The sequence below is a fragment of the Mobilicoccus caccae genome (genome assembly GCF_030161635.1).
Lineage (GTDB): Bacteria > Actinomycetota > Actinomycetes > Actinomycetales > Dermatophilaceae > Mobilicoccus > Mobilicoccus caccae.
The window spans coordinates 1,473,634-1,498,725 of the sequence record NZ_BSUO01000001.1; the positions used below are offsets into that span (position 1 = coordinate 1,473,634).

At 71.7% G+C, this 25,092-nt stretch carries 19 protein-coding genes and 5 pseudogenes; 6 read left to right on the forward strand and 18 right to left on the reverse strand.

The genetic code is table 11. The annotated features are described in order from the left end of the window. Positions 1–13: 13 nt before the first annotated feature. The 5 genes and pseudogenes from sucB to QQK49_RS07085 form a co-directional block, all read right to left on the reverse strand. Positions 14–1,888, reverse strand: coding sequence for a 2-oxoglutarate dehydrogenase, E2 component, dihydrolipoamide succinyltransferase (gene sucB, locus QQK49_RS07065; RefSeq protein ID WP_284303325.1), 1,875 nt, complete (start codon positions 1,886–1,888; stop codon positions 14–16). 101 nt (positions 1,889–1,989) lie between these two features. Next, a pseudogene (gene lpdA, locus QQK49_RS07070) lies at positions 1,990–3,371 on the reverse strand (dihydrolipoyl dehydrogenase). Between the two features lie 241 nt (positions 3,372–3,612). Beyond that, complete coding sequence (locus QQK49_RS07075) at positions 3,613–4,029, reverse strand: hypothetical protein (protein WP_284303326.1); 417 nt, start codon at positions 4,027–4,029, stop codon at positions 3,613–3,615. 26 nt (positions 4,030–4,055) lie between these two features. After that, the gene (locus tag QQK49_RS07080) at positions 4,056–5,723 is read right to left on the reverse strand and encodes an acyltransferase family protein (protein ID WP_284303327.1); all 1,668 of its coding nucleotides are present in this window, start codon (positions 5,721–5,723) and stop codon (positions 4,056–4,058) included. A gap of 290 nt (positions 5,724–6,013) precedes the next feature. Continuing rightward, the gene (locus QQK49_RS07085; protein WP_284303328.1) at positions 6,014–7,597 is read right to left on the reverse strand and encodes a leucyl aminopeptidase; all 1,584 of its coding nucleotides are present in this window, start codon (positions 7,595–7,597) and stop codon (positions 6,014–6,016) included. 212 nt (positions 7,598–7,809) lie between these two features. Here QQK49_RS07085 and gcvT point away from each other — a divergent pair, with 212 nt between their 5' ends. After that, a complete protein-coding gene (gene gcvT / locus QQK49_RS07090) occupies positions 7,810–8,919 on the forward strand; it encodes a glycine cleavage system aminomethyltransferase GcvT (RefSeq protein ID WP_284303329.1) in 1,110 nt (369 codons plus the stop codon). An 86-nt stretch (positions 8,920–9,005) separates the two neighbouring features. Here gcvT and QQK49_RS07095 read toward each other — a convergent pair whose 3' ends face one another. From QQK49_RS07095 to QQK49_RS07115, 5 genes are all read right to left on the reverse strand, one after another. After that, on the reverse strand, positions 9,006–9,581 hold the full coding sequence (locus tag QQK49_RS07095; protein ID WP_284303330.1) for a hypothetical protein: 576 nt from the start codon (positions 9,579–9,581) through the stop codon (positions 9,006–9,008). 35 nt (positions 9,582–9,616) lie between these two features. Continuing rightward, positions 9,617–10,894 (reverse strand): IS256 family transposase, encoded by a 1,278-nt coding sequence (locus QQK49_RS07100; RefSeq protein WP_431310566.1) that lies wholly within the window; start codon positions 10,892–10,894, stop codon positions 9,617–9,619. Between the two features lie 37 nt (positions 10,895–10,931). Then, positions 10,932–11,426, reverse strand: coding sequence for a hypothetical protein (locus tag QQK49_RS07105; protein WP_284303235.1), 495 nt, complete (start codon positions 11,424–11,426; stop codon positions 10,932–10,934). Positions 11,427–11,431: 5 nt separating this feature from the next. Then, positions 11,432–12,199 (reverse strand): hypothetical protein, encoded by a 768-nt coding sequence (locus tag QQK49_RS07110; protein ID WP_284303331.1) that lies wholly within the window; start codon positions 12,197–12,199, stop codon positions 11,432–11,434. Positions 12,200–12,630: 431 nt separating this feature from the next. Next, the gene (locus QQK49_RS07115; protein ID WP_284303332.1) at positions 12,631–12,900 is read right to left on the reverse strand and encodes a helix-turn-helix domain-containing protein; all 270 of its coding nucleotides are present in this window, start codon (positions 12,898–12,900) and stop codon (positions 12,631–12,633) included. A gap of 228 nt (positions 12,901–13,128) precedes the next feature. Between QQK49_RS07115 and QQK49_RS07120 the strand changes: the two genes are divergently transcribed. The 3 genes and pseudogenes from QQK49_RS07120 to QQK49_RS07130 all read left to right on the forward strand — a co-directional run bounded on the left by QQK49_RS07120 (position 13,129) and on the right by QQK49_RS07130 (position 15,663). Next, positions 13,129–14,022 carry an ABC transporter substrate-binding protein gene (locus QQK49_RS07120; RefSeq protein ID WP_284303333.1) on the forward strand — a complete coding sequence of 298 codons (894 nt, stop codon included), beginning with the start codon at positions 13,129–13,131 and terminating at the stop codon, positions 14,020–14,022. Next, complete coding sequence (locus QQK49_RS07125; protein WP_284303334.1) at positions 14,019–14,885, forward strand: amino acid ABC transporter permease; 867 nt, start codon at positions 14,019–14,021, stop codon at positions 14,883–14,885. Before QQK49_RS07120 ends, QQK49_RS07125 begins: the two co-directional genes overlap by 4 nt. Further along, a pseudogene (locus QQK49_RS07130) lies at positions 14,882–15,663 on the forward strand (amino acid ABC transporter ATP-binding protein). The gene QQK49_RS07125 and the pseudogene QQK49_RS07130 overlap by 4 nt, the downstream one beginning before the upstream one ends. 10 nt (positions 15,664–15,673) lie before the next feature. On the opposite strand, the gene QQK49_RS07135 reads toward QQK49_RS07130, so the two are convergent. The 7 genes and pseudogenes from QQK49_RS07135 to QQK49_RS07170 all read right to left on the reverse strand — a co-directional run bounded on the left by QQK49_RS07135 (position 15,674) and on the right by QQK49_RS07170 (position 21,556). Then, positions 15,674–16,540, reverse strand: a complete 867-nt coding sequence (locus tag QQK49_RS07135; protein ID WP_284303335.1) for an adenosylcobinamide-GDP ribazoletransferase — start codon at positions 16,538–16,540, stop codon at positions 15,674–15,676. Next, a pseudogene (locus tag QQK49_RS22685) lies at positions 16,537–17,078 on the reverse strand (bifunctional adenosylcobinamide kinase/adenosylcobinamide-phosphate guanylyltransferase). Before QQK49_RS22685 ends, QQK49_RS07135 begins: the two are co-directional and overlap by 4 nt. A gap of 38 nt (positions 17,079–17,116) precedes the next feature. Beyond that, positions 17,117–18,055: an ECF transporter S component gene (locus QQK49_RS07150; RefSeq protein ID WP_284303338.1), complete on the reverse strand. Its 939-nt coding sequence runs from the start codon at positions 18,053–18,055 to the stop codon at positions 17,117–17,119. Then, positions 18,052–18,729, reverse strand: a complete 678-nt coding sequence (locus QQK49_RS07155; protein WP_284303339.1) for an ATP-binding cassette domain-containing protein — start codon at positions 18,727–18,729, stop codon at positions 18,052–18,054. Before QQK49_RS07155 ends, QQK49_RS07150 begins: the two co-directional genes overlap by 4 nt. Positions 18,730–19,256: 527 nt before the next feature. Continuing rightward, positions 19,257–19,706, reverse strand: a pseudogene (locus QQK49_RS07160) (ABC transporter ATP-binding protein); the annotation flags it as partial. A 55-nt stretch (positions 19,707–19,761) separates the two neighbouring features. Then, complete coding sequence (locus tag QQK49_RS07165) at positions 19,762–20,205, reverse strand: hypothetical protein (protein ID WP_284303340.1); 444 nt, start codon at positions 20,203–20,205, stop codon at positions 19,762–19,764. A gap of 589 nt (positions 20,206–20,794) precedes the next feature. Beyond that, the gene (locus tag QQK49_RS07170) at positions 20,795–21,556 is read right to left on the reverse strand and encodes an SCO2322 family protein (RefSeq protein WP_284303341.1); all 762 of its coding nucleotides are present in this window, start codon (positions 21,554–21,556) and stop codon (positions 20,795–20,797) included. 341 nt (positions 21,557–21,897) lie between these two features. Between QQK49_RS07170 and cbiB the strand changes: the two are divergent. Together cbiB and QQK49_RS07180 are read left to right on the forward strand one after the other, a co-directional pair. Beyond that, positions 21,898–22,814 (forward strand): annotated as a pseudogene (cbiB, locus tag QQK49_RS07175) (adenosylcobinamide-phosphate synthase CbiB). Beyond that, complete coding sequence (locus tag QQK49_RS07180) at positions 22,814–24,298, forward strand: cobyric acid synthase (RefSeq protein WP_284303342.1); 1,485 nt, start codon at positions 22,814–22,816, stop codon at positions 24,296–24,298. The pseudogene cbiB and the gene QQK49_RS07180 overlap by 1 nt, the downstream one beginning before the upstream one ends. A gap of 58 nt (positions 24,299–24,356) precedes the next feature. Here the strand turns inward: QQK49_RS07180 and QQK49_RS07185 are convergent, their stop codons facing one another. Further along, positions 24,357–25,004 carry a TIGR03085 family metal-binding protein gene (locus tag QQK49_RS07185; protein WP_284303343.1) on the reverse strand — a complete coding sequence of 216 codons (648 nt, stop codon included), beginning with the start codon at positions 25,002–25,004 and terminating at the stop codon, positions 24,357–24,359. Positions 25,005–25,092 lie beyond the last annotated feature (88 nt).

Consider the following 25,092-nt stretch of genomic DNA (forward strand, 5'->3'; position numbering starts at 1 on the left):
CGTCACTGCTGGATCAGACCTCGAACGCGCCCTCTTCCAGTCGGCTCTTGAGCGCCGACAGGAAGCGACCGGCGTCCGCACCGTCGACGACCCGGTGGTCGTAGGTGAGCACGAGGTACTGCATGTGCCGGATGGCGATCGAGTCGTTGCCGTACTCGTCCTGGACGACGACCGGACGCTTGACGATCGCGCCCGTGCCCAGGATCGCCACCTGCGGCTGGTTGATGATCGGCGTGTCGAGCAGCGATCCGTTGCTGCCGATGTTGCTGATCGTGAACGTGCCGCCACCGAGCTCGTCGGGCGTCACCTTGTTGGTGCGGGTGCGCTCGGCGATGTCGGCGATCTTGCGCGCCAGTCCGGCGATGTTGAGGTCGCCCGCGTCGCGGACCACCGGCACGAGCAGGCCGCGCTCGGTGTCGACCGCGATGCCGAGGTGCTCACCACCGTGGAAGACGACCTGGTCGCCGTCGACACTGCTGTTGAGGGTGGGGAACGCCTTGAGCGTCTCCACCGTCGCCAGCGAGATGAACGGCAGGTAGGAGAGCTTGACGCCCTCGCGACGCTCGAAGTCGGACTTGGTGCGGGCCCGCAGCGCCGCGATGCGCGACATGTCGACCTCGACGACCGCCGTGAGCTGCGCCGACACCTGGAGGGAGTTGACCATGCGCTCGGCGATGACCTTGCGCAGACGGGTCATCTTCTCGGTGGTGCCGCGCTTGTCGGACGGCGCCGGGACGGCGCTCGGTGCTGCCTTGCCCTGCTGCGGAGCGGGAGCCTGGGCGGCGGGCGCCGCAGCCTTCTCGGCCTGCGGTGCCGGCGCGGACGCGGCCTGCTTGGCCTCCTCCGCCGCCTTGGCCGCATCGAGGACGTCCTGCTTGCGGATCCGGCCGCCGACACCCGTACCCGAGAGGGTCGTGAGGTCGACGTCGTGGTCGGCCGCGAGCTTGCGCACCAGCGGGGTGACGTAGGCGGAGGCGTCGGTCTCCTCGGCCTTGCTGGGCGGCTCCGAGGACGACTTCGGGGCGTCCTTCTTGGGCTCGTCCTTCTTCGGCTCGTCCTGCTTCGGCTCGGACTTCTCGTCCTTCTTGGCCGACTCGTCCTTCTTGGGCTCGTCGGACTCGGTGGACGGCTCGACCGGGGTCTCCTCGGCGGTCTCCTTGGACTCGGACTCCGCGCTGTCGGACTCCTTCTTGTCCTCGGTGTCGCTCTCGTCCTTGTCCTCGGTGTCGGACTCGCCGGAGCCACCGGAGGCCTCGCCACCGATGACGGCCAGATCGGCGCCGACCTCGACGGTCTCGTCCTCCTCCACGAGGATCTTGGTGAGGGTGCCGGCGACCGGCGAGGGGATCTCGGTGTCGACCTTGTCGGTGGAGACCTCGAGCAGTGGCTCGTCGACCTCGACCTGGTCACCCTCGGACTTCAACCACCGCGTGACCGTGCCCTCGGTGACCGACTCGCCCAGCGCCGGCATGGGGACGCGTTCGCCGCCGCCGTCGCCACCGGAGGAACTCTTCTTCTCCTGCTTGGGCGCCTCGGACTCCTCGTCCTTCGAGGACTCCTCGCCGCTGTCCTGCGGCTCGTCCTGCTGCGGCTCCTCGTCGGCGTCCTCGTCCTCGCTGCCGGAGTCGTCGGAGGAGGAGTCGGCCTCGTCGGCGTCACCGATGACGGCGAGATCGGCTCCGACCTCGACGGTCTCGTCCTCTTCGGCGAGGATCTCGGTCAGCGTGCCCGCCACCGGCGAGGGGATCTCGGTGTCGACCTTGTCGGTGGAGACCTCGAGCAGCGGCTCGTCCACCTCGACGGAATCGCCCACGCTCTTCAGCCAACGGGTGACGGTGCCTTCGGTGACCGACTCTCCCAGAGCCGGCATGGTCACGCGTTCTGACATTTCGTGTCTCCTCGGGGTTTGCGGTGTTGTCGCGAGTCTAGAAGAGAGGCGGTCGTGAAGCGCGGGGGTGCGCTCCCGTTCTCGCCCCCGGTGCCGGTGGTTCAGGAATGTGCGTGCAGAGGCTTGCCCGCGAGCGCGAGGTGTGCCTCACCCAGCGCCTCGTTCTGCGTCGGGTGCGCGTGGATGAAGGAGGCGACCTCCTCGGGGAGTGCCTCCCAGCCGACGATGAGCTGTGCCTCGCCGACCTGCTCGCCCATGCGGGCTCCGATCATGTGGACGCCCACGACGGGGCCGTCCGTGACCCGGACGAGCTTGACGAAGCCGGCGGTGGCGAGCATCTGCGACTTGCCGTTGCCGCCGAGGTTGAACTCGACGCACTCGACGGCATCCTCGCCGTGCAGTTCCTTGGCCTTGGCCTCGGTGAGTCCCACCGACGCGATCTCGGGGTCGGAGTAGGTGACCCGCGGGATGCCGGACTCCTCGAGCGGCTGGGGGTCGAGTCCGGCGATGTCCTCGGCCACGAGGATGCCCTGGGCGAAGCCGCGGTGGGCGAGTTGGAGGCCCGGCACGATGTCGCCGACCGCGCGCACGCCTTCGACGTTCGTGCGGCAGCGCTCGTCGGTGGGCACGAAGCCGCGGTCGACGGTCACGCCGATCTCCTCCAGGCCGATGCCGTCGGTGACCGGGCCCCGTCCGACGGCGACCAGCAGCAGGTCGGCCTCCAGGGTGTCGCCGGACTCCAGGGTGATCGTGACGGCGTCGTCGGTCTGGGTGGCGCCGGCGAACTTCACGCCGGTCTTGACGCCGATCTTGCGCTTCTTGAAGGCGCGTTCGAGGGTCTTGGAGATCGCCTCGTCCTCGAGCGCGACGAGCCGGGGAGTGCCTCGACGATGGTGACCTCGGCGCCGAAGGAGCGGTAGACGGAGGCGAATTCGCTGCCGATGACACCGCCGCCGAGGACGACGACCCGGGCGGGCACCTCGTCCAGCAGCAGCGCCTGCTCGCTGGTCATGATGCGACCGGCGATCTCGAGGCCGGGCAGCGACTTGGCGTACGAGCCGGTGGCGATGACGAGGTTCTTGCCCGTCAGCCGGCGGCCGTCCACCTCGACGGTGTCGCGGGCCACGACCCGGCCGAGGCCCTCGACATAGGTGACCTTCGCGGCCTTGACCAGACCCTGCAGACCCTTGTGCAGGCGCGCGACGACGCCGTCCTTGTACGTGTGGACACCGGCCATGTCGATGCCCTCGAGCGTGGCCTTGACGCCGAACTTCTCACTCTCACGGGCGGAGTCGGCCACCTCGGCCGCGTGCAGGAGCGCCTTGGTGGGCACACAGCCGCGGTGCAGACACGTACCGCCCAGCTTGTCCTTCTCCACCAGCGCCACGCTGAGTCCGAGCTGCGCGGCTCGCAGGGCGCAGGCGTATCCGCCGCTGCCGCCCCCCAGGATGACGATGTCGAAGGTGTCCGTGCTGTCGGTCATGAGGGTGGCTCCTTCTCGGGCGACGATCGGGTCGAGTCCGGTCGTGGTCACGGCGCGTCGCGTCTCGGCGGCATCCGTCGGTGTGGCCCGGATCACGGGCGCCACCGACCGGGCTCATCCTCGCACGCGCCCAGGTCGCAGGGGCGAGGACTGCCCGAGATCTCGAACCACCTCGCACAGATCTCGCACCACGTCCTGCCGCCTCGGAGCGCCTATGAGTGCAGGCGGGCGGAGATGCAGGTCAGTGCTGGACGGCGGCGGCGACGCGGTCGAGCAGGGCCGCGGAGACGGCGGGCATGGCCTCGGGGGAGAAGTGGGAGCCGTCGGGGCGGGCCAGGGTGGTCACGTCGACACCCTCGATGGTGGAGCGGGTCCGCGGGACCGCGGCGGCGGGCGTGGCAGGGGTCCACGCCGCGGCCATGGCGGTCGGGCCACCGGTCATCGGCAGGGTGTCGTCGCAGGGGACGGCGTCGTCGCGGCAGAAGACGTCGTCGATGGGGATGGTGCGCACGCGCGGGTCCCGGCCCGCGACCTCGGCGACCAGGGTGTTCCAGTCCCGTCGAAGTTGGTCCTCGAACCACAACCGGTGCAGGAACGGATTGCACTTGTCGGGGGTGCACCGCGAGGAGAGCCCGGTGCCGGGGCGGTCGGTCTGCACGACGACGAGGGTGGCTCCGCGCGAGGTCAGCCGGGTGACGTCGGCGGCGAAGGAGGCACGCTGAGCCGCCCAGAACTCCGGCGTCCCGGCCCGCAGGACGCGGCCGTCGTCGGAGAGTCGGTCAGCGAGTTCGTACCGCGACCACCAGAGGACGACACCCGGGTCGGCCTGGGCGATGACGTCGTCCTGATGTGTGCGTACGCCCTCGGTGCAGGCGCCGTCGGCCAGGGTGCCCCGGCGGCGTCGAGGGCGGGGACGGTCAGGGCCGGGCAGCCGCCCCGCGCCCCGTTGAGCACGGTGATGCCGCGCGCCGAGGCCGTCTGCGCCAGGGAAGGCACGAGCCGGCTCATGACGCTGTCGCCGACGACGACGACCGAGGAACGTTCCGCGGCGCTGGCCACCGAGACGGACAGCGGGTTGAGGCGACTCAGCGTCGTCCCGCCGAGCAGCGTCGAGAACGCGACGACCGCGGCCAGGGAGGTCGCACCGAGGGGCAGCAGGTGGCGGGGCCGGGCCCGGGTCAGGGCGCCGGTGCGGATCGGCACCTCGACGAGGTGGTAGGACACCGAGGCCAGCGCGATGGTGAACGCCACGACCGCGACGGCGCGGGTGGGATCGAAGACGGCCGGGTCGGGCAGCAGCCACACGGCCACCGGCCAGTGCCACAGGTAGATGCCGTAGGAGATCCGCCCGAGGTAGGCCACCGGCGCCAGGCCGAGCGTGCGGGCGATGAGGCTCTGGTTGCCGCCGGCGGTGGCGGCCGCGACGAGGACGGCGCAGCACACCGAGAACGCGACCGCCCCGCCGGCGAAGTACACCGGTGACGGGCCGCCCAGGGTGGCGACACCGAGCCCGAGCCCCGCGAGCCCGGAGACCGTGAGGACCGCGTACCGGCGGACGACCCACCGCTGGAGCCGCTTCCTCGTCATCAGCGCCGCGGCTGCCGCGCCGATCAGGGGCTCGAACACCTTCGTGTCGGTGCCCATGTAGGCGCGCTCGGGGGCCGCCGGGTCGTACAGCACCCACAGCCAGATCGCGGAGGCGACCGCCAGGGTGAGGGCGAGCAGGCCCGTGGCGAGGACGACGCCGGCCTTGCGGCGCCGGTCTGCCTCGATGCGGGCGGCCGAGTCGACGAAGCCCTTCCCGGCGGCGCGGCGCCACACGAGGGTGCACACGAGCATGAGCAGCAGCGGCCAGGCGACGTAGAACTGCTCCTCGACGGCGAGCGACCACACGTGCAGCAGGGGTGAACTCGTGCCGTCGTCGGCGAAGTAGCTGCTCGAGGAGATGAACCGCCAGTTGCCGACGTAGAGCAGCGACCACAGGGCGTCCGCGCCGATGCCGGGGCGACGGTAGGGCTCGGCGACGAACAACGCCCAGACGACGACGGCGGCGATGACGAGCATGGCCGCCGGCATGAGACGCAGCGCCCGCCGCGCCCAGAACCGGCCGAGGTCGATGCGGCCGGTGGAGGAGAGCTCCTTGAGCAGCAGCGTGGTGATGAGGAACCCGGACAGCACGAAGAACACGTCGACACCCAGGTATCCGCCGGCCATGCCGGGCATACCCACGTGGAAGGCGACGACCAGCAGCACCGCGATCGTGCGCAGGCCGTCGAGGGAGTCCACCCGGCGCGGCGACCCGCTCACAGATCGACCACCGAGGCCCTCACGACTGCCGCAAGGCTCACGCATGTCCTCCTCGATCGGCACCAGGTCGCGGACGTGGTGTCCGCGTGTCAGGTACCTGGTCGGTCGAAAGGAGGTGAATCCTGAGCATTCACGCCGTATTCCGGCGTGGAACGACTCTGTTTCCCCGCTCTCCGCGGCGGGCGGGGACGGGTGTTCACCGCCGGGCGGTGCTCGTGGCGTAGGGCGCCCGCAGACACACGCATCGCCCGGCACCGAGGTGGTGCCGGGCGATGTGGTGGGCGCGCCCGGAGGTGGATCCGCACGCGCTGGTGGCCCGCAGGCCACCGATGGGGTCAGTCGGTCACGTAGCCGCGTGCGAACTCCACCAGGGTCGGGACGCCGAAGCCGGTGCCGCCCTTGCCGACGTAGCCGTAGGGGCCGCCCTCGTGGAAGGCCGGTCCGGCGATGTCGAGGTGCCCCCAGGCCTGGGTGCGGTCGTCGGCGTCCTTGCCGGTCGGCTTGGCGAACTCCCGCAGGAACGCGGCGGCGGCCATGGTGCCCGCGGTTCCGGCCTCGCCCATGTTCTTGAGGTCGGCGACCGTACTGTCGATGTGCCCGCGGATCTCCTCGGCGATGGGCAGCGGCCAGACCTTCTCGCCGGCGTCGGTGGCGGCCTGGGTGAGGGCGCCCTGCAGTTCGTCGTCGTTGGCGAGGACCGCGGCCGTGCGCTTGCCGAGGGCGACGACCTGCGCGCCGGTGAGGGTCGCGATGTCGACGATGGCGTCGGGGGCGGATTCGGCCGCCAGCGCGATGCCGTCGGCGAGGACGAGGCGGCCCTCGGCGTCGGTGTTGAGGATCTCGACCGTGAGGCCGCCGCGTTGGGTGATGACGTCGCCGGGGCGCGTGGCGGTGCCGCTGGGCATGTTCTCGGCGAGGCAGAGGTAGCCGGTGACGGCGACGGGCAGCTTGAGCTCCGCGATGGCGAGGACGGCGGCGGCCACGGCCGCGGCGCCACCCATGTCGCACTTCATCGTCATCATCGAGCCGGCGGGCTTGAGGGAGAGGCCTCCGGAGTCGAACGTGATGCCCTTGCCCACGTACGCCAGGCGCGTGGTGGCCTTGCCGGGGGAGTAGGTCATCGTGACCAGGCGCGGCGGGCGGGAGGAGCCCTGCCCGACGGCGATGAGGCCACCGAATCCGCCTGCGGTGAGCTGCTTCTCCTCGAGGATCTCGATCTTGACGCCCTTGCCGGCGGCCTTCTGCACGGTCTCGGCGAAGGAGGCCGGGTACAGCTCGTTGGGGGCGGTGTTGACGAGGTCGCGGGCCCAGCACTGGTGGCGGGCCACGACCTCACCCGCGGTGACGGCGGCGCTCATGTCGGCGTCGCCGACCTTGGCGCCGGCCTCCTTGGCGCGGGCGTTCACGGCCTTCTTGCTCGCGAGGATCGTCGCGGAGGCCAGGGGCGCGTCGGCGGCGGCTTGGGCCTTCGCGCCGCGGTGGCGGTCGAAGCGGTAGGCGCCGAGCACGAGTCCGCTCGCGGCGGCCGAGGCGTGCTCGGGGGTGGCGACGGGCAGCGCGACGGCGGCGCTCGACCGGCCGGCGAGGGTGCGGGCGGCAGCACCGGCGGCGCGGCGCACGGACTCGGGCGTGGGTTCGCCGTCCTGGGTGTCGATCGACCCGAGTCCGGTGACGACGACGACCGGGGCGGCGATCTTGGGCACGGAGGTCAGCGTGCGGACCTCGTCGGCCTTGCCCTTGGCGAGGAGATCGGCCAGAGCCTGCTCGATGTGGGTCACCGCGGCGGCGGGGAGGGTGTCGGCGGCGAGCAGGCGTGGACCCGCGTTCTTGGCGCGCTTGTCATCGGTGGGGTGGCTGAAGACGATGAGGACGTCGGCCTTGGTCGACTCGGGTGCGGTGGTGGCGAAGGCGAGCTTCACGGAGGTCCTACTCTCTGTCGAGGTCGGTGCGGCCCGGCGCGTGCGCCAGGCATGAGGCTGGTGTGTCGGCGGGTGGCCGGTCCTGCCGTCGGACGTGCGGCCCGGCCGGTGAAACGGGGGGACGGACGGTGCTCGCGTCCGCGGTGTCGGGCCGGTCAGCGGGTTCATGCCAACTCCGAGAATAACGAGGGCGTCACCATTACGGTGGCGACATGACAGAGAGCGACCTCCTCACCTCACCGCTGCACTCCCGGCACGAGGCCCTGAAGGCCAAGATGGCCGACTTCGGCGGCTGGCTCATGCCGATCGAATACCCCGGTGGCGGCGTGCTCAAGGAGCACGAGGCCGTCCGCGAGCGCGTGGGCATCTTCGACGTCTCCCATCTCGGTAAGGCGCTCGTGCGCGGTCCCGGTGCGGCCGACTTCTGCAACCGCTGCTTCACGAATGATCTGCGCAAGGTGAGCCCGCCCAAGGCGCAGTACACGATGTGTTGCGACGCCGAGACCGGCGGTGTGGTCGACGACCTCATCCAGTACTACAAGAGCGACGACGAGGTCTTCCTCATCCCCAACGCCGCGAACACGACGGAGGTCGTGCGCCGGATGGCGGAGCAGTTGCCCGAGGGGTTGGAGCTGGAGAACCAGCATCACGACTACGCCATCATCGCCGTGCAGGGGCCGAGGTCGGATGAGGTGCTGCAGTCGCTCGGTCTGCCGACCGGTCACGAGTACATGTCGTTCGATTCGACCGAATGGCAGGGGCGTCCGCTGACGGTCTGCCGCACCGGGTACACGGGGGAGAAGGGCTACGAGCTCGTCCCGCGGTGGGAGGACGCCGAGGCGTTGTGGGACGCGCTCGTGGAGGCGATGAAGCCGTACGACGGCATGCCGTGTGGCCTCGGTGCCCGCGACACGCTGCGCACCGAGATGGGCTACGCCCTGCACGGTCACGAGCTGACCATGGACATCACCCCGAACATGGCCCGCGCCGGTTGGGCCGTCGGGTGGAACAAGGACGAGTTCTGGGGCAAGGACGTGCTCGCCGCGCAGCGGGCCGAGAAGTCCTGCCGCCTGTCCTGGGGTCTGCTCGTGGAGGGCCGGGGCATCCCGCGCGCCGGGTGCGTCGTCAAGGACGGTGAGGGCAACGAGATCGGTGTCGTCACCTCCGGCACCATGTCGCCCACCCTGCGCAAGGGCATCGGCCTGGCGCTCATCGACCGCGGCGTCAAGGAGGGCGACCCCGTCGTCGTCGACGTCCGCGGACGCGACATCGCCGCCGTCGTCACCAAGCCCCCGTTCGTCGAGGCCGGCGTGCACGACTGAACCGCTTCGAACCGACACGGCGAGGGCCCCGTCCACCCGCTCTCCGGGTGGTCGGGGCCTCGTCGTCTCAGGCGTTCGGCGCGGGGTCAGAAGGGTGGGGGTCCGGGGTCGGTGCCGTCCCAGCCGGGGCGCGCCGTCGACGAGGTCTCGCTGCTGCGCCGTGGGCGGGGTGCGCGGATGAAGACCCCGGGTCTGGAAGCCTCGCCGGTGCTGGGTCCGCGTGCGCCGGCGCGGGGTTCGACGCGCGTCCGCGCGCCGTCGCGCTCGCGCTCGTATCCGCGGGCGCGGCGGTGTGCTCGTCGGTGCTCGCTCTTGCGCTTGCGTTGCTGCTCAAGCTTCTGTTCGCGTCGTTGTTGGCGTTCGCGGGCTGCGTCGCGTTGTGCGTTGCGGGCCAGGGCGATGAGGATCGCTCCTCGTTGCTGCCACGCCGCTGCGTCAGGGTCTTGCCCCTCGATGGGCACGCTGGCGCGGGCTGGTGGGTCGCGGTAGTCATGCGGTCGGGTGACATACGTTCGTCCGGCCTTGGTGGTCCAGGTGATGTCGCCGTTGATGCCCGGCTCCCTGGTGCTTCTCCAGCGGCGGTGGGTCTTGTGGTTGTGTCCCCGCCGGTTCTTGGCCGACACGTTGGACTCACTGGAGGGACCGCCGGCGGAGCCTGTCAAGTTGTCTGTGTAAGTGACCTGGGTCTCATGGGGTGTTACAGGTAGGGGTTGATGCGGTCGGGATAGATCAGGGCGAGCTCTCCCAGGGCGGCTTTCCAGCCTTGGATGACGGAACCCTCGACGAGCTTGCCGGGCGCCTTGCGGGGAGTTCCTCTGGGGGCGCCGGCTTCCTTGGCGCGTTCACGGGCCCGCTTGTCCTCGATGTTGCGGATGGCCAGCCACAGCAGCTTGATCGCGGCCGTGTCGCTGGGGAAGTGGCCGCGGTTCTTGATGATCTTGCGTAGCTGGTAGTTGAGCGACTCGATCGAGTTGGTCGTGTAGATGACCTTCCTCAACGCCGGCCCGAACGCCAGGAACGGGGTGAACCGCTCCCATGCGTTCTCCCAGGAGGCCACGGCGGCGGGGTACTTCTTGCCCAGGTTCGAGTCGGCGAACGCGGTCAGCGCCATCAACGCCGCGTCCTCGTTCGCGGCGGTGTAGATCGGACGCAGCATCGCCGCGACGGCCTTGCGGTCGGTGTAGGAGACGAACCGCATCGAGGCCCGGATCAGGTGCACGACGCACGTTTGGACCATCGCGCGGGTCCAGGTCGCCTCGATCGCCTCGGGGAAGCCGGTCAGACCGTCGCAGCAGACGATCAGCACGTCCTTGACGCCGCGGTTGGCCAGCTCCGCGCACACCGAGGCCCAGAACTTCGCGCCCTCGACGGCTTGGACCCAGATGCCCAAGACGTGCTTGACGCCATCCAGGTCCACGCCGACAGCGATGTGCGCAGCCCGGTTGGCCACGTGCGCGCCGTCACGGATCTTCACCACCAGCGCGTCGAGGTAGATCACCGGGTAGAACGCCTCCAACGGCCGCGTCTGCCACGCGGTGACCTCCTCGGCCACGGCGTCGGTCACGTTGCTGATCGTCTCGTGGGACAGCTCAGTGCCCAGCGTCGCAGCCAGATGATGCTGGATGTCGCGGATGGTCATCCCGCCCGCGTACAGCGAGATGATCATGTCCTCCAGTCCACCCAGACGCCTTGCGCCCTTGGGCACCAACGACGACGCGAAGGTGGAGTTACGATCCCTCGGCCGGTCCAAGCCGACGTCCCCGACCTCGGTCCCGACCGTCTTCGGGGTCGTGCCGTTGCGCGAGTTGCCCGAGCCGTTCCCACCCGGGTCGCCCTTCTCATACCCGAGGTGGTCGGTCAGCTCGGCCTGCATGCCCCGCTCGAGGACTGCCTTGATCATCTCGGGCAGGAATCCGCCCTCACCCGTCAGCGACAGGCCCCGCTCGTCGGTGGCGGCCATCAGCTTGTCGAGCATCTCGTCGTCGAAGAACTCACGACGCAACTGACGCGCTTCAGGCTCCTGCCCGGGCTCGTCGCTCTTCTTCGGCTTGGTCATAGCCATAGTCAATCTCCTTCAGGTGGGAGACCCCTCGCTTACACAGACCATCTGACACCCCCTCGTGATCGGTGTCGCACCGTGACGCGGGTCGCATCGATCCCGGAACGCGGGAGTGCCGATCCCGGGCCAGGATCCGCTCACGCAGGTCACCGGTGATCTCATACCGCTCGGTGCTCAACTCCGTCATCATCCCGGTGGTCGGGTCGGTGACCAGGCGTCGCCACACCGATCCCCGACTCAACGCCAGATCACGCACCGCGAACGCGGGCAGGTGCTCCTCCCGCCCCCGCAGGTCCACCGTCCCCGGGGCATCGTTCACACCCAGCAGGGAGGCGGCCGAGACCACGACAGTGACGTGTGCCGGGGGAAGCTCCCCACCGAACAATGGACGGCCCTCGGGGGTGATCTGGCCGTCGATGAGCAGGTCCAGGCCGATGTCGGAGCGCAACTGCGTCAGCGTGCGGGAGTCGCCCTCGCGGCGCAGGCGGCGGGCGATGTCGTCGACGCGGGTGAATGCGGCGGTGATGCGTCCGGCGTGCCGGTCAGGGTCATGGTTCCGTCGGCGTCGGGGTTGATCACCGCCCACGCGTCCCGACGCGCGATCGCGTCTTCGTGCCGCTGCCGGGAGGTGGTGACCGCGGCGACGGCGCGTCCCAGACGCCAGGAGAACACCGACTGCGGCACCTCCAACCCACCCGAATCCCCACCCGGCCCAGGGATGTACGGCGCCAGGACCTTCTCCACGATCCTGCGCATCCGACCCGAGTCCACCTCACTGGTACGGGTGGACACCTGCACGGCCCGCGACCAACTCATCCGCCCCGCAGCCAAAGCCTCACGCACGGGGGTGAAGCGTTCCCATTCCCGCGCCATCCGCACCCGCGTCTCAGCAGCGCGCTGACCGGCGCCGGTGGCCAACGCGACCTCATCGACCACCGCCTCCCGCACCCCGACCACCACCAACGTCCGAGTCCTACTCAGCGCGTCACGGTCCCGCTCGTCCAACTCCGCCAGCGCCTCCCGCTCCCGACGCCGCGCCAACTCCTCGACCACCGCAATCCCACGAGCCTCGATCCACGCCTTCATCCGCTCATGGGTCTCCAGCTCGACCAACAACTCCTCATCACCGAGCCCGGCGAACGTCCCCGACGGCACCGCTGCGCCCACACCCCAGCCCCGCGGCGGTGCCAACACCGCGGGCGAAGACGTGGACGTGGGCATGAGAAGACCTTTCGAGAAGTGGTTCACGACGTGCTTCCAGTCTACTACGTTTGTGCGATCACGCCCACAGGGAGCAGCAGGTATGTGAACATTCGCGCACCGCTCGGCAAGGGGTCTCGGGAGCGTGTTTTCGCGCCGAGACCGCCGCCTATGGAAGGCGGTCTGGGCGGGCCTCGTGACGCAGCATGCGCGTCGTTCGCTTCTCCAGTGGGGGCGGCTGCCCCGGACCTCGAACCCCTATGGATCACCGGAGAACATCGCCAAGTCGTGGTCGTCGACGATCATCCGTCACGGGTGCTGCGGGCCGGCACGGAGGCTCTGATCTTCACGGACGAGGTCGAGGCCTCATCTGGGTGACGCGAGGGTGCCGCCCGGGCTCTGCGTCAGTTGCCCGGCTGGTCTCCCCGCGAGGTGCACCACGAGACGCGACGTCATGAGCCGCCTCCGAAGTGGTGGCGGAAGGGGTCGTCGTCCGTGACCGCATCTCCGCGCGGCCGGGCCGGAGAGAGCGTGAAGTCCAGCTCGAGCGCGCCGAGGACGTCGAGGATCTTCTGCATCTCGGCCCGGGGATGCCGCCCTGCCTCCACGCGGGACAACCAGGGCCGCGACACGCCTGCCCGGCGACTGAGCTCCTCCTGGCTGACCCCCAGCTCGTGCCGGCGGGTGCGCACCACCGCGCCGAGGTCTCTGATCGTGTCCATGCGGGGGCATCCTGTCGTCGTACCGCTACATGTCGAAGTGTGGCCGTACGGCTACATACTCCGATGTCGCCGTACGGCGACACGCCTCCCGGCCACCGCGTCCGGCCGCCCACGCCCACCCCTGATGTTCCGTCCCGGCCACCCGACTCGCCCGGATGAGTCACGGTGCATACTGTGGCGGCCGACCCCTGTCGACGCACCTGCCACCCGCTTTGTGAAGGAGTCCGCATGCGGTTCCCACGCCTCGTCCCGCTCGTGTTCCCGTTGCTGGCTCTCGCAGCCTGCAGCGCCCCCACCGATGGGGGAGGAGCGCAGCCGGGAGCTCCCGCGACGCAGGCCGGCGGCTCGCAGACCGGCGCCTCCGGTGCGTCCGACGCCTGCGGCAAGGAGCACCTGGAGCTCACGACGCCGGGCTCGCTCACCATCGGCACCGACACCCCGGCCTACGAGCCGTGGTTCCTCGACGACGAACCGAGCAACGGCGAGGGGTATGAGAGCGCCGTCGCGTACGCCATCGCCGAGCGGCTCGGGTTCGAGCGCAACGAGGTCACGTGGGTGGACGTCCCGTTCAACACGGCCATCGCGCCCGGGCCCAAGAAGTTCGACTTCGACCTCAACCAGATCTCCATCAAGGAGGACCGCAAGCAGGCCGTCGACTTCTCCTCCGGCTACTACGACGTGCGTCAGGCCGTGGTGACGTACAAGGGCTCACCCATCGACGGACGGCAGAAGGTCGCCGACCTCGCCTCCGCCCGACTCGGCGCGCAGGTGGGTACGACCTCCTACAGCGCCATCACCGAGCAGATCAAGCCGTCGGCTCAGCCGAACGTGTTCGACACCAACGACCTCGCCGTGCAGGCGCTGAAGAACCGCCAGATCGACGGCGTCGTCGTCGACCTGCCCACCGCGTTCTACATGACGTCCGTGCAGCTCGACGACGGCGTCATCGTCGGCCAGCTGCCCGCCGGCGCCGAGGCCGAACAGTTCGGTGCGGTGCTCGACAAGGAGTCGTCGCTGACGACCTGCGTCAGCGGGGCCGTGGACTCCCTGCGCGAGGACGGCACGCTGGAGAAGCTGGAGCAGCAGTGGCTGAGCCGGCAGGGCGCGCCAGAACTCTCGTGAACGGCGCCTCACCCGCCACCGTCGACTGGACCCCGTCCGAGCGTGAGCGCGAGCGGGCGACCTACCGACGGTCGCGGGCGGTCCGCTCGACGGCCTTGTCGGCGGCGAGCACGATCGTGCTGGTGGCGCTGCTGTGGATCGCCCTGACCTCCTCACCCGGCTGGCCGAGGGTGCAGTGGACCTACTTCAATCTCGAGAAGGCGATCGAGGCGTTTCCCGCGGTCCTCGCCGGGCTCTGGCTGAACATCCGGATCATGGTCGTGTGCGGGCTGATCATCTTCGTCCTCGGCCTGTTCGTCGCGATCCTGCGCACCCTGCGCGGACCCGTCTTCTTCCCCTTCCGCCTGGCCGGCACCCTGTACGTCGACCTTTTCCGCGGGCTCCCGCTCATCCTCGTGCTGCTGCTGTTCGGGTACGGCGCACCGGCGCTGCGCCTCCAAGGGCTGCCGACGAACGTCCTCTTCTGGGGCTGCTGCGCGCTCGTGCTGTCGTACTCGGCGTACGTGGCCGAGGTGTTCCGCGCCGGCATCGAATCGGTGCACCCCTCGCAGCGGGCCGCCGCCCGCTCCCTGGGGCTGAGCTACACCCAGACCCTGCGCCACGTCGTCGTCCCGCAGGCGATCCGGCGGGTGCAGCCGCCGCTGCTCAACGACCTGGTGTCGCTGCAGAAGGACTCCGGACTCATCTCGATCCTCGGGGTGGTCGACGCCGTCCGCGCCGCGCAGATCGAGACGGCGTCCGACTTCAACTACACGCCGTACGTGGTCGCCGGTCTGCTCTTCATCGCGCTCACGGTGCCGATGGCCCGCTTCACCGACTGGGTCGCCCGGCGTCAGGGCTACGCAGGGGCGGGGGCGCTGTGACCGCCTCGCACACGCCGCAGGCGGACGAGCCCCTGCTCTCGCTGCGGGGCCTGCGCAAGTCCTTCCCGGGGCACGGCCGCGGGACGCCGCGCAACCTCGTCCTGAAGGACATCGACCTCGACGTGTACGCCGGCCAGTGCGTCGTGCTCATCGGCGGGTCCGGCTCGGGCAAGTCGACCCTGCTACGGTGCGTCAACCTGCTCGAGGTCGTCGACGACGGGGTCGTCATGCTCAAGGGGAGGAACTCACCGACCCGCGGGTGAACGCCGACGAGGTGCGCTCCCGCATCGGGATCGTCTTCCAGGCCTACAACCTCTTCCCGCACCTGTCCGTGCTGGAGAACGTCATGCTCGCGCCCGTGCGGGTCCACGGCCGGACCAAGGCGGAGGCGCGCGCGGCGTCACTGGAGATGCTCGAGCGGGTCGGCCTGGGGGAGAAGGCGCGAGCCCGCCCCGACGACCTCTCCGGCGGACAGCAGCAGCGGGTGGCGATCGCCCGCGCGCTGGTCAACCGGCCCGAGTTGCTGCTGCTCGACGAGGTGACCTCGGCCCTGGACCCCGAACTGGTGGGCGAGGTGCTCGACCTGCTGCGATCCCTCGCGGACGAGGGCATGACGATGATCCTCAACACCCACGAGATGGGCTTCGCCCGGCAGGTCGCCGACGTCGTCGCCCACCTGCACGGGGGAGTGATCGCCGAGATCGGCCCGCCCGCGCAGGTCATCGACGCGCCCCAGGAGGAGCCGACCCGGCGTTTCCTCTCCCGCCTGCTCGGCTGACACGCGGCCCTCAGAGCGGCGTCAGCACCAGCGCGGCGTAGAGGGCGGCGGTGAGGAGCGTGGTGGCGCACGCGATCTCGACGGTCGCGCCCAGGACGTCGCCCGTGATGCCGCCGAGCCGGCTCACCGCGCGAGCCACGACGGCCACAGCGGTGAGGACACCGGCGGCGACGATGACGATCACGGACAGCCTCGAGATGCCGAAGAAGAAATGCCCCGAGGCGCACACGAGGACGAGGACGACCCCGGCGACCACCAGCGCGACCCGGGAGACGCTGCCCGCGACCGTGGCCCCCAACCCCGCGGGCGTCGCGGCGGGTACTCCGCGCACACACGCGACCGCGAGCACGAACCGAGAGGCGATCACGGCGGTCACACCGAGGCACAGCACCGCCGGCTGAGCGGCGGCCTGCGTGAACAGGGCCGCGGTGGCCGCGATCTGGAGGACCAGGGTGAGGACGATGGCGGTCGCGCCGCTCGGGCCGACGTCGCCGGTCTTCATGATCGCGAGCGCCGTGCGACGGTCATAGCTCGCCGAGAGCCCGTCGGCGAGGTCGGCCAGACCGTCGAGGTGCAGGGCGCGGGTGGCCAGGACCTGCCCGCAGACGGCGACGACCGCCAGCACGAGCGCGACCGAGGGCGAGTCGCCGAGGACCGCGAGCAGACCCATCGCCGCCCACACGGCCGCCGGCAGGAGCGCCGCGACGGGGGCCAGCAGCATCGCGATCCCGGCCACGCGGGAGTCGACATGTGAAGGGGGCCGCACCGGAACGGCGGTGAGCGTGCCGACCGCCATCCGCCAGCCGTCGAGCACCGGCCATCGCGACGCCGATCCCGCAGATCCACCCGTCGTCGGCTCGTCCGGTGTCGTGCTCATCGCGCACTCCTCGATCGGCCGGCCGCGAAGGCGTCGAGGCCGGGTGCCGTGGACAGGTCGAGAACGCGCCCCGCGACGACGAGCAGCACTTCGTCGGCGAGGTCGGCGACGGCGGTGTTGAGGCGACCGAGCTCGTCGCGGAACAACCGCCCCGACGGCGTGGCCGGCACGACGCCCAGCCCCACCTCGTTGCTCACCAGCACCGCGTCGCACGGGCAGGTGCGCAGAGCCTCGAGCAGACCGACACGGGCGGTCTCGACGGTCCGCCGCGCGGCCTCGCGGTCGTCCCACGCGCCCGCGTCGTCGACGACGCGGGTCAGCCACGTGCCGAGACAGTCGACGAGCACCGGGGGCCGTCCTCGCCGAGCACGCCGGCCACGTCGCCGGTCTCGACGGTGAACCACGCGGCGGGTCGACGCTCGCGGTGGGCGCGGACACGCTCGGCCCACTCGGCGTCGCGCGGATCGTGCGGGTCGGGCACCGGGCCCGGTGCGACGTAGCGGGCCGCCGACCCGGCGAGCAGACGCTCGGCGAGCATGCTCTTGCCGCTGCGGACGCCGCCGAGCACGAGGGTGATCACGAGGCCCCCTCGAAGCGGGCCCGACGCGTGGCGCGCCGGAGCGTGGCCAGCAGCGGACGCCCCGCGATGCCCACGAGTGCGGCGGTGAGCACGGCGCGAGGTGCGTCCCAGACCAGCGACGTCGCGAGGTAGAACGCGGCGTAGTGGGTGAGGTTGGTGGCGGTGTCACCGGGGACGAACCCCGCTCCCGGCGGTGCGGCCGCACCCATGAACGGCCAGAACCACAGGTTCATCACCGCCCCGTAGAGGAGCGCGGCGATCGCGCCGTAGACCGCCAGGGCGAGGACCTCCCAGCGGCCTCTGAGCCCGGGAAGCAGCGCGGCGCCCAGGGCGACCCAGCCGGTGGCGATCATCTGGAAGGGGGTCCACGGACCGACGGCCCCGGTGAGGAACGCGCCGGTGAGCAGGATGAGACACCCGCCGAGGAACGCCAGGCGTCTGCCGAGCACACGGCCCGCGACGACGACGAGGAAGAACACCGGTTCGAGCCCCGCCGTGCCCGCGCCGAGGACCCGCAACGCCCCACCGAGCGCCGCCAGGGCGCCCAACACGGCCACGGTCTTGGCATCCAGACGCCCGTTGCCCTGCTCGGCGAGCAGGCTCACCCCGAGCAGGGCCATGAGTGCGGCGAACAGCCATGGCGCGAGGGAGGCGTGCTCGGCGATGAGCGCCGACGTGGCGAAGAACGGCCAGAAGAACGCCATGAGTCCCACCAGGGAGACCAGGACGAGCACGAGCGTCCCCGGCCACTCCGGCGCGGTGTCGCCGGGGGTGCCGCGGCGGCGGAGTCGGTCGGCGCGCGGGAGGTGGGCGTGGCCCGGCGCGTTCGATGCGGCAGCCGCCGACGAACTCACCGCTCCCGTCGGCGGGGCCGCGGGCGCGCTCGGCACGTCCGGCGTCGGACGCGAGATCGGGGTGATGTCGGTGCGGCTCATGAGGCCTCCTCCGTGAGCGCCCGGGCGACCTCGTCGACGGTGAGGAACGGGAGCGGATGCAGGATCCGCGACACCTGCGGCGCGTAGGCCGTCGACTGCGCCAGGACGCTCGGCGAGTCGTCGTCCGCGACGATGACGCCATCGGCCATGAGCACGACGCGGTCGGCGATCTCGGCGGCCAACTCCACGTCGTGGGTGGCGACGAGGATCGTGTGCCCCTCGGCCGAGAGTTCGGCGAGGATGCGCACGAGGCGGTCCTTGGCGGCGTAGTCCAGGCCGCGGGTCGGCTCGTCGAGCAGGAGCAGCCGTGACCCGGCCGCGAGGATGACGGCCAGGGCGAGCCCCAGGCGCTGCCCCTCTGACAGGTCGCGCGGGTGACGCTCGGCGTCCACCTCGCCGGTGATGCGCGCGAACAGCGCTGCGGTCGTCCCTGGTTCGGCGCCCATGTCGGCGTCGGCGCTGCGGCACTCCTCGGCGACGGAGTCGGCGTACAGCAACGCCATCGGGTCCTGCGGGACGAGGCCCACGCGGGCGATCCGCTCCCGCGGGGGCAGGGTGCGCGGGTCGACGGGGCGCCCGCCGGGTCGGTCGAGGCGGATCTCGCCCCGGTCGGGCTGCAACCGGCCGGCGAGGGTCCACAGCAACGTCGACTTTCCCGAGCCGTTGCGGCCCATGAGCACTGTGATCCCCCGTCGGTCGGCGTCAGGTCGACGCCGCGCAGCACGGGCACCCCACCGCGCTGCACATGCAGACCCCGGGCCCGCACCAGCGGCGCCTCCGCGGCGGGGGCGCGCCGGAACCGCCGCCGCATGGGCGGGGTGGCCTGCGGGCGCGGGGGAGGTGGGAGCTCGGCGCGCAGCCCCGCCGCCCGACGACGGGCCGACCGAACCGACAGCGGCAGCGGACTCCAGCCGAGCATCCGCCCGAGTTCGACGACCGGCGGGAACACGGTCGAGATCGCCATGGCCTCGGCCGGTGGCAGCGCCTGGGTGGCCCGGCCCTCATCGAGCAGGACGACCCGGTCGGCGTGATGGATCACGCGTTCGAGGCGATGCTCGGCGAGGATGACCGTGAGGGCCATGTCGTGGACGAGGCGGGTGAGGGCCGACAGCACGTCCTCGGCAGCGACGGGGTCGAGGGCCGAAGTCGGTTCGTCGAGCACGAGGATGCCCGGCCCGGCGGCGAGGACGGCGGCGATCGCCACCCGTTGCTGCTGGCCTCCGGAGAGGGCGTGCAGCCGCGCACCGCGGACGTCGGCGAGCCCGAGGACGTCGAGGATCTCCTCGACACGGCGCCGCATGACACCGGGCGCGATGCCGAGAACCTCCATGCCGTAGGCGATCTCGTCCTCGACGGTGTCGGTGACGAACGAGGCGGACGGGTTCTGCCGCACCAGCCCGACGACGTCGGCGAGATCGCGCGGGCGGTACCTGGCGGTGTCTCGCCCGTCCACGGTCACCCGGCCGCGCAGCGTGCCTCCGGTGAAATGCGGCACCAGGCCGTTGAGCGTGGACAACAGCGTGGACTTGCCGCACCCGGTCGGCCCGGCGAGGAGGACGAGCTCGCCCTCCTCGACGTGCAGGTGCGGCACGACGAGCGCCGGGGCGTCCGCCCCGTCGTAGGTGACCTCGAGGCCCTCGATGTGGATCATCGCGCCACGCTCGCCATCGCGCGGGCACGGTCCTGGCTCGCGGGCCGTGGTGGGGTCAGGACTCCGGCGAGGCCCGCGAGCAGGGTCGCGCCGACGACGAGCACGTGGACGGTGCTTCCGGGCGTGACCTCCTCGCCGGCCGCGAGACCGACGGCCAGCGCGGCGAGCACCCCGAGCGCGACGACGACGGTCTCGGGCGTCTGCCACGGATCGGGTCGGTGGGGGTGCGACGGTCGCTCGCGCCACCGAGCGCGAGTGCGCCGACCGCGAGGACGAGCCCCGCTCCCACCAGCGGAGCCGCGACGGCGACCGGTGTGCGCGCATCGAGTAGGCCGAACACCCCGACGCAGACACCGACGATGCCCGCCACACTGCACCAGGTGGCGCGCCGTTGCCGGCGGACTCCGCCGCGCCCCGCACGGCCGTACCCGCGGGACTCCATCGAGGCGGCCAGTTGCAGCGAGCGTTCCAGCGCGCCGGCGACGACCGGCAGGGCCATCGTGCCGACCTCGCGCAACCCCGGCCGGAGCCGCCGCGCAGGGACCGAGCGACCCGCACCCGGCCGGCGTCGCGCACGAGTTCGGGTGCGTAGGACAGGGCCACGACGAGCGCGGTGCCGACGTCGTAGAGCGTGGCCGGCACGTGACGCAGGAGCCGCCGGGGTCCGGCGAGCGCGTTCGCCGCGCCCAGGCAGAGCAGCATGACAGCGAGGCGGGTGGCCTCGATGAGGGAGGCGGTGAGGGCGCCCCGGGTGACGTCACCGCCGAGTCGCAGTCGTCCGGCCCAGGCGGGCAGGCGCAGCTCCGGCAGGGAGAGGACCACGGGACCCTCGACGACCCCGCCGCCGAGCAGGACCGTCATGACCAGGCGCAGGACGAGGGCGACGACGCCGATGACGAAGAACCCCGCGAGGATCGTCAGACCTCCCGGTTCACCGCGTTCCACGGTCACCCAGACCGCCACCGCGGCGACGAGCAGCAGCACGAGCACGTCGTCGGCCCGGGCCGCGGCGACGGCCAACGCCACCGCCCACAGCCACCACGCCACGGGGTGCACCGCGCGTGCCACGGAGTGCCGCACTCGACTCATCAGCCTCGATCCGGTGACTGCCGACGACGTCGGAGCGAGATCGTCACGGCGGCGGCGACCGCGGCCACGACGAGTCCGGCCAGCACCCACGCCGAGACCGCGATGCCCTCATCGGCCTCCTGCGCAGTGGCGGCGGCCTGGGCGTCACCGGTCCCCGAGGGATGGGCGGCCGGGGCGGACGGCGCGGGGGAATCGGTACGGGGAGAGACGGGCTCGTCGGCGGCGACCGCGGCCGCCGGCGGCGTCGCCACTTCCTCGGAACAGCCCGAGGCGGGGTAGCCGTCGACACCACAGGTGACGCCGGCCTCGAGGCGGGTGGAGGCCACCGCGGCCAACACGTCCGCGCCGGAGGCGTCCGTCGCGACCACGGCGCAGGCCGTGCGGGGCTCGGGAGGCGGGGCCGCGCCGTCGGCGGCATCGGCCTGGCGCCCGTAGTCGAGCAGGACACCGACGCGCTTCTTGCCTTCGGCGGCCGGAGTCGCGCCGCAGATCTGCTCGAAGGTGGGCGTGGCACGAGGGAAGCGCGGTTCCTCCATGCCGGCCACGGCGTAGCGCCAGCCCTCGACGGCACCGTCCGCGGGCGCGGTCTGCGCCGGGCCCGTGGTCGCGAACGTCCACGCGCCGTTCACGAGGGGGTAGTACCCCCAGAACCGGTACGACGAGGCCTGTGCCGTACCGCCGGCCACCACCACGAACAACGCGGTGAGCAGCAGGACGACGCTGGGGCGGACGACGCGGGAGACGCGCGTTGGGACGGTCACGGGGACGGACCCCCTCCTGCACGCGCGAGAGGAGGCGCTGCGAGGCGCCGGCCCCCGTTCGCATGCCTCGACGAACTGGTGGAGCCGTGACCGCTGCGGGTGCTCCGGCTCGCCGTCGAGAGTGATCTCGAGGCTCACGGTTGCGGGTCAGCGCCGGGTTCTCACCGGTCTTTCCCCGAGGCGGTCCATCGGTCCGTGAACCATCTCACCGGCGTCGGGTCCCGTCAAACGGGGGTCGGCGGCCTGACACACTGCTCCCCGTGACGAGGACACGTGCACTCGGGCTGGCGTTGGGGTATGCCGCCGACGTCGCTCTCGGAGATCCGCGGCGCGGGCACCCCGTGGCGCTGTTCGGTACGGCGGCGGAGGCGTTGCGCCGGCGGATGCAGGCCGACTCCCGCTCGGCCGGGGCCGCCTACGTCGGAGTGCTGGTGGGCGGCACCCTCGCCGGCGCAGCGGCAGTCGAGAAGCTCTGTGGCCCGAGCCCGCTCGCCCGCACGCTGACGACCGCCGTCGCCACCTGGACCGTGCTCGGCGGGACGAGCCTGGCCGCCGAGGGGGCCAGGATGGCGACGCTGCTGGAGGTCGACGACCTCGCCGGTGCGCGCGATCGCCTCTCCCATCTGTGCAGCCGCGATGCCACGGGCCTGGACGCCGCGGCCCTCGCCCGGGCGGCCACGGAGTCCCTCGCGGAGAACACCTCCGACGCCGTCACCGCCCCGCTGTTCTGGGGAGCCGTGGCCGGCGTGCCCGGCCTGCTCGTCTACCGCGCGGCCAACACCCTCGACGCGATGGTCGGCTACCGCACCCCGAACTCCGCCGGTTCGGCTGGGCGGCAGCGCGACTCGACGACGTCCTCAACCTGCTACCCGCGCGGGTCACGGCCGCGCTGACCGTGCTCGCCGCACCCGTGGTCGGCGGCAGCCCACGGGAGGCCTGGCGCGTGTGGCGCCGTGACGCCACCGGTCACCCGAGCCCCAACGCCGGTCCGGTCGAGGCCAGTGCCGCAGGCGCGCTCGGCGTCACGCTCGGCGGGAGGAACACCTACGCCGGAGAGGTCGAGGACCGCGGCACGCTCGGCGACGGCCCACCGGCCGGCGTGCGCGACCTGCCCCGCGCGGTCACGCTCTCCCGCGCCGTCGGCCTCGCCTCGCTCGCCGGAGCGATCCTGCTGGCCCTCCGACCGGACCGTGCTGTGGTAGCACGCGGTTCGGCGACCGGCGTCGGAACCTCTCCCCACTCTGTTCGGAGGTCGTGATGGCTCGCGGGCTCGTGTTGTGTGGCACGACCTCGGATGCGGGCAAGAGCCTGCTGACCGCCGGGATGTGCCGCTGGTTGGTGCGCGAAGGTGTGCGGGTCGCGCCCTTCAAGAGCCAGAACATGTCGAACAACTCGATGGTGTGCGCCGACGGTGCCGAGATCGGTCGCGCGCAGTGGGTCCAGGCGGTGGCGGCGCGGGTCGTCCCCGAGGCCGCGATGAACCCGGTACTGCTCAAGCCCGGCTCGGACCGCCGGAGCCACGTGGTGCTCATGGGGCGACCGCACGGCGAGCTCGGCACGGGCGAATGGGCCACCGGCCGTGCCGAACTGGCGAAGGCGGCGTACGCGGCGTTCGACGACCTCGCGTCCCGGTACGACGTCGTCCTCGCCGAAGGAGCCGGCTCTGCCGCCGAGGTCAACCTGCGCTCGGGCGACTACGTCAACCTCGGTCTGGCCCGGGCGATGGATCTGCCCGTCCTCGTCGTCGGCGACATCGACCGCGGGGGAGTCCTCGCCGCGATGTACGGCACCTGGGCGCTGCTCGAGGACGCCGACCGCGCGCACCTGCGGGGGTGGATCGTCAACAAGTTCCGCGGCGACGTGGACCTGCTGCGTCCCGGGCTCTCGGTCGTCGAGGACCGCACCGGCCTGCCCGTGCTCGGAGTCGTCCCGTGGCTGGACGGGGCCTGGCTCGACGGCGAGGACGCCCTCACCCTCGGCGGCTGGTCACGCTCGGTCGACACGGCTCCGGCGGCTGCGGGCACCCTCCGCGTCGCGGTCGTCGGATTCCCGCGACTCTCGAACGCCACCGACGTCGACGCACTGGCCGCCGAGCCCGGGGTGGACGTCGTCGTCACCGCCGATCCCGACGTGATCGCCGAGGCGGACCTGGCCGTCCTCCCCGGCAGCCGCAGCACGATGCACGACCTGGGTTGGCTGATCGACCGCGGTCTGCGAGCGCCACTGCTGGCGCGGGCCGCCCGCGGTGCGCCGGTCCTCGGCATCTGCGGCGGCTACCAGATGCTGGCGAGACGCATCGCCGACCCGGACGGGATCGAGACCGGCGACGGGCCGCGCCACGTCGAGGGGCTCGGCCTGCTGCCCACGAGCGTCCACTTCGGCGCCGACAAGGTGCTCGGCACCCCCACCGGTCGGTGGCGGGGGCACGAGGTGTGGGCGTACGAGATCCACCATGGCGTGGCCAGGCTCGAGGACGACGCCGAGGCCGTCGCCTGCGAGCCGTTCCTCGACGGGTGGAGCACCGGTGCGGTCTTCGGCACCACCTGGCACGGCGCGTTCGAGAACGACGACTTCCGCCGCGCGTTCCTCACCACGGTCGCCGAACTCGCTGGCAGCACCTACCGCCCCGCCACCTCGGCGCCGGGGTTCGCCGCCCGTCGGGAGACGATGATCGAGCGCCTGGCCGACGCCGTCGAGGAGCACCTCGACACCGCGTTCCTCCGGCGTCTGCTCCAGGTGTGAACGCGGTCCGCCGACGACCGGTGACCGGTCGTCGGCGGAACGAGGAGCCAACCGGACCTCACACGCCGAACTCGGCGCCCTTGAGTGCTTCCACGGCGGCGTCGGTGCCCTGGTAGGTCACGTCGGCCACCCGACCGCGCCCGAAGGCGACGAGCACGAGTTCGGACGGCGCGCCCTCGATGACCACCGTGCCCTGCTTCGTGGGGCCCTTGGCCGAGTGTCGCCCGTGGCCGGCGGCGTGCAGCACGACACCCACGGGAGCCCTCCGGAACAACAACTGCCCGGCCTGGCGCATCCGCGACCACAAGGCCTTCTGCGTGTCCTCGGAGAGGGTGCGCGCCTGCTCGGGGGTCCACCCTGGCGCGGCGCGCAGCACGTCCTCGTGATGCACGAAGAACTCCCCGAGGTTGATGGCGTCGTCGACCGCGGGCACCCGGGTCGGGTTCCATCCGGGCGGCCCTTCACGCACGAGGTCCACCAGGGCCGGCCAGTCGCCCGCGGCGTAGTGGTCCTGCACGCGCTGGGTGTGGTCGGCGAGGGCGGGCATGAGGACGCCGGGGAGGGCGTCCGGACGGCGTTCCCGGATCACCAGGTGCGCCGCGAGGTCACGCGTCGTCCAGGGTGAGCACAACGTCGGCGCGTCGGGGCCGACGTCGACGAGGGTGGCGCAGAGAGCTTCACGTTCGAGCTGGGCGAGTCCGGTCATGCGCCCATGATCACAGCCGCGGCCGGTGACGGCGACCGGACGATGCGAGCGTGGGTGGGCCCGGGCGACCCCGCTCGGAACGCCTCCG

What these genes read in the sequence shown, in the direction of transcription:
- QQK49_RS07150 (WP_284303338.1), bottom strand. Translation starts at nt 18,055, where the DNA reads ATGAGCCGCACCGACATCACCCCGATCTCGCGTCCGACGCCGGACGTG.
- sucB (WP_284303325.1), bottom strand. Translation starts at nt 1,888, where the DNA reads ATGTCAGAACGCGTGACCATGCCGGCTCTGGGAGAGTCGGTCACCGAA.
- QQK49_RS07120 (WP_284303333.1), top strand. Translation starts at nt 13,129, where the DNA reads ATGCGGTTCCCACGCCTCGTCCCGCTCGTGTTCCCGTTGCTGGCTCTC.
- gcvT (WP_284303329.1), top strand. Translation starts at nt 7,810, where the DNA reads ATGACAGAGAGCGACCTCCTCACCTCACCGCTGCACTCCCGGCACGAG.
- QQK49_RS07115 (WP_284303332.1), bottom strand. Translation starts at nt 12,900, where the DNA reads ATGGACACGATCAGAGACCTCGGCGCGGTGGTGCGCACCCGCCGGCAC.
- QQK49_RS07110 (WP_284303331.1), bottom strand. Translation starts at nt 12,199, where the DNA reads ATGCCCACGTCCACGTCTTCGCCCGCGGTGTTGGCACCGCCGCGGGGC.
- QQK49_RS07080 (WP_284303327.1), bottom strand. Translation starts at nt 5,723, where the DNA reads ATGCGTGAGCCTTGCGGCAGTCGTGAGGGCCTCGGTGGTCGATCTGTG.
- QQK49_RS07185 (WP_284303343.1), bottom strand. Translation starts at nt 25,004, where the DNA reads ATGACCGGACTCGCCCAGCTCGAACGTGAAGCTCTCTGCGCCACCCTC.
- QQK49_RS07135 (WP_284303335.1), bottom strand. Translation starts at nt 16,540, where the DNA reads ATGAGCACGACACCGGACGAGCCGACGACGGGTGGATCTGCGGGATCG.
- QQK49_RS07155 (WP_284303339.1), bottom strand. Translation starts at nt 18,729, where the DNA reads ATGGGCCGCAACGGCTCGGGAAAGTCGACGTTGCTGTGGACCCTCGCC.
- QQK49_RS07165 (WP_284303340.1), bottom strand. Translation starts at nt 20,205, where the DNA reads ATGGCCCTGCCGGTCGTCGCCGGCGCGCTGGAACGCTCGCTGCAACTG.
- QQK49_RS07180 (WP_284303342.1), top strand. Translation starts at nt 22,814, where the DNA reads ATGGCTCGCGGGCTCGTGTTGTGTGGCACGACCTCGGATGCGGGCAAG.
- QQK49_RS07100 (WP_431310566.1), bottom strand. Translation starts at nt 10,894, where the DNA reads ATGCTCGACAAGCTGATGGCCGCCACCGACGAGCGGGGCCTGTCGCTG.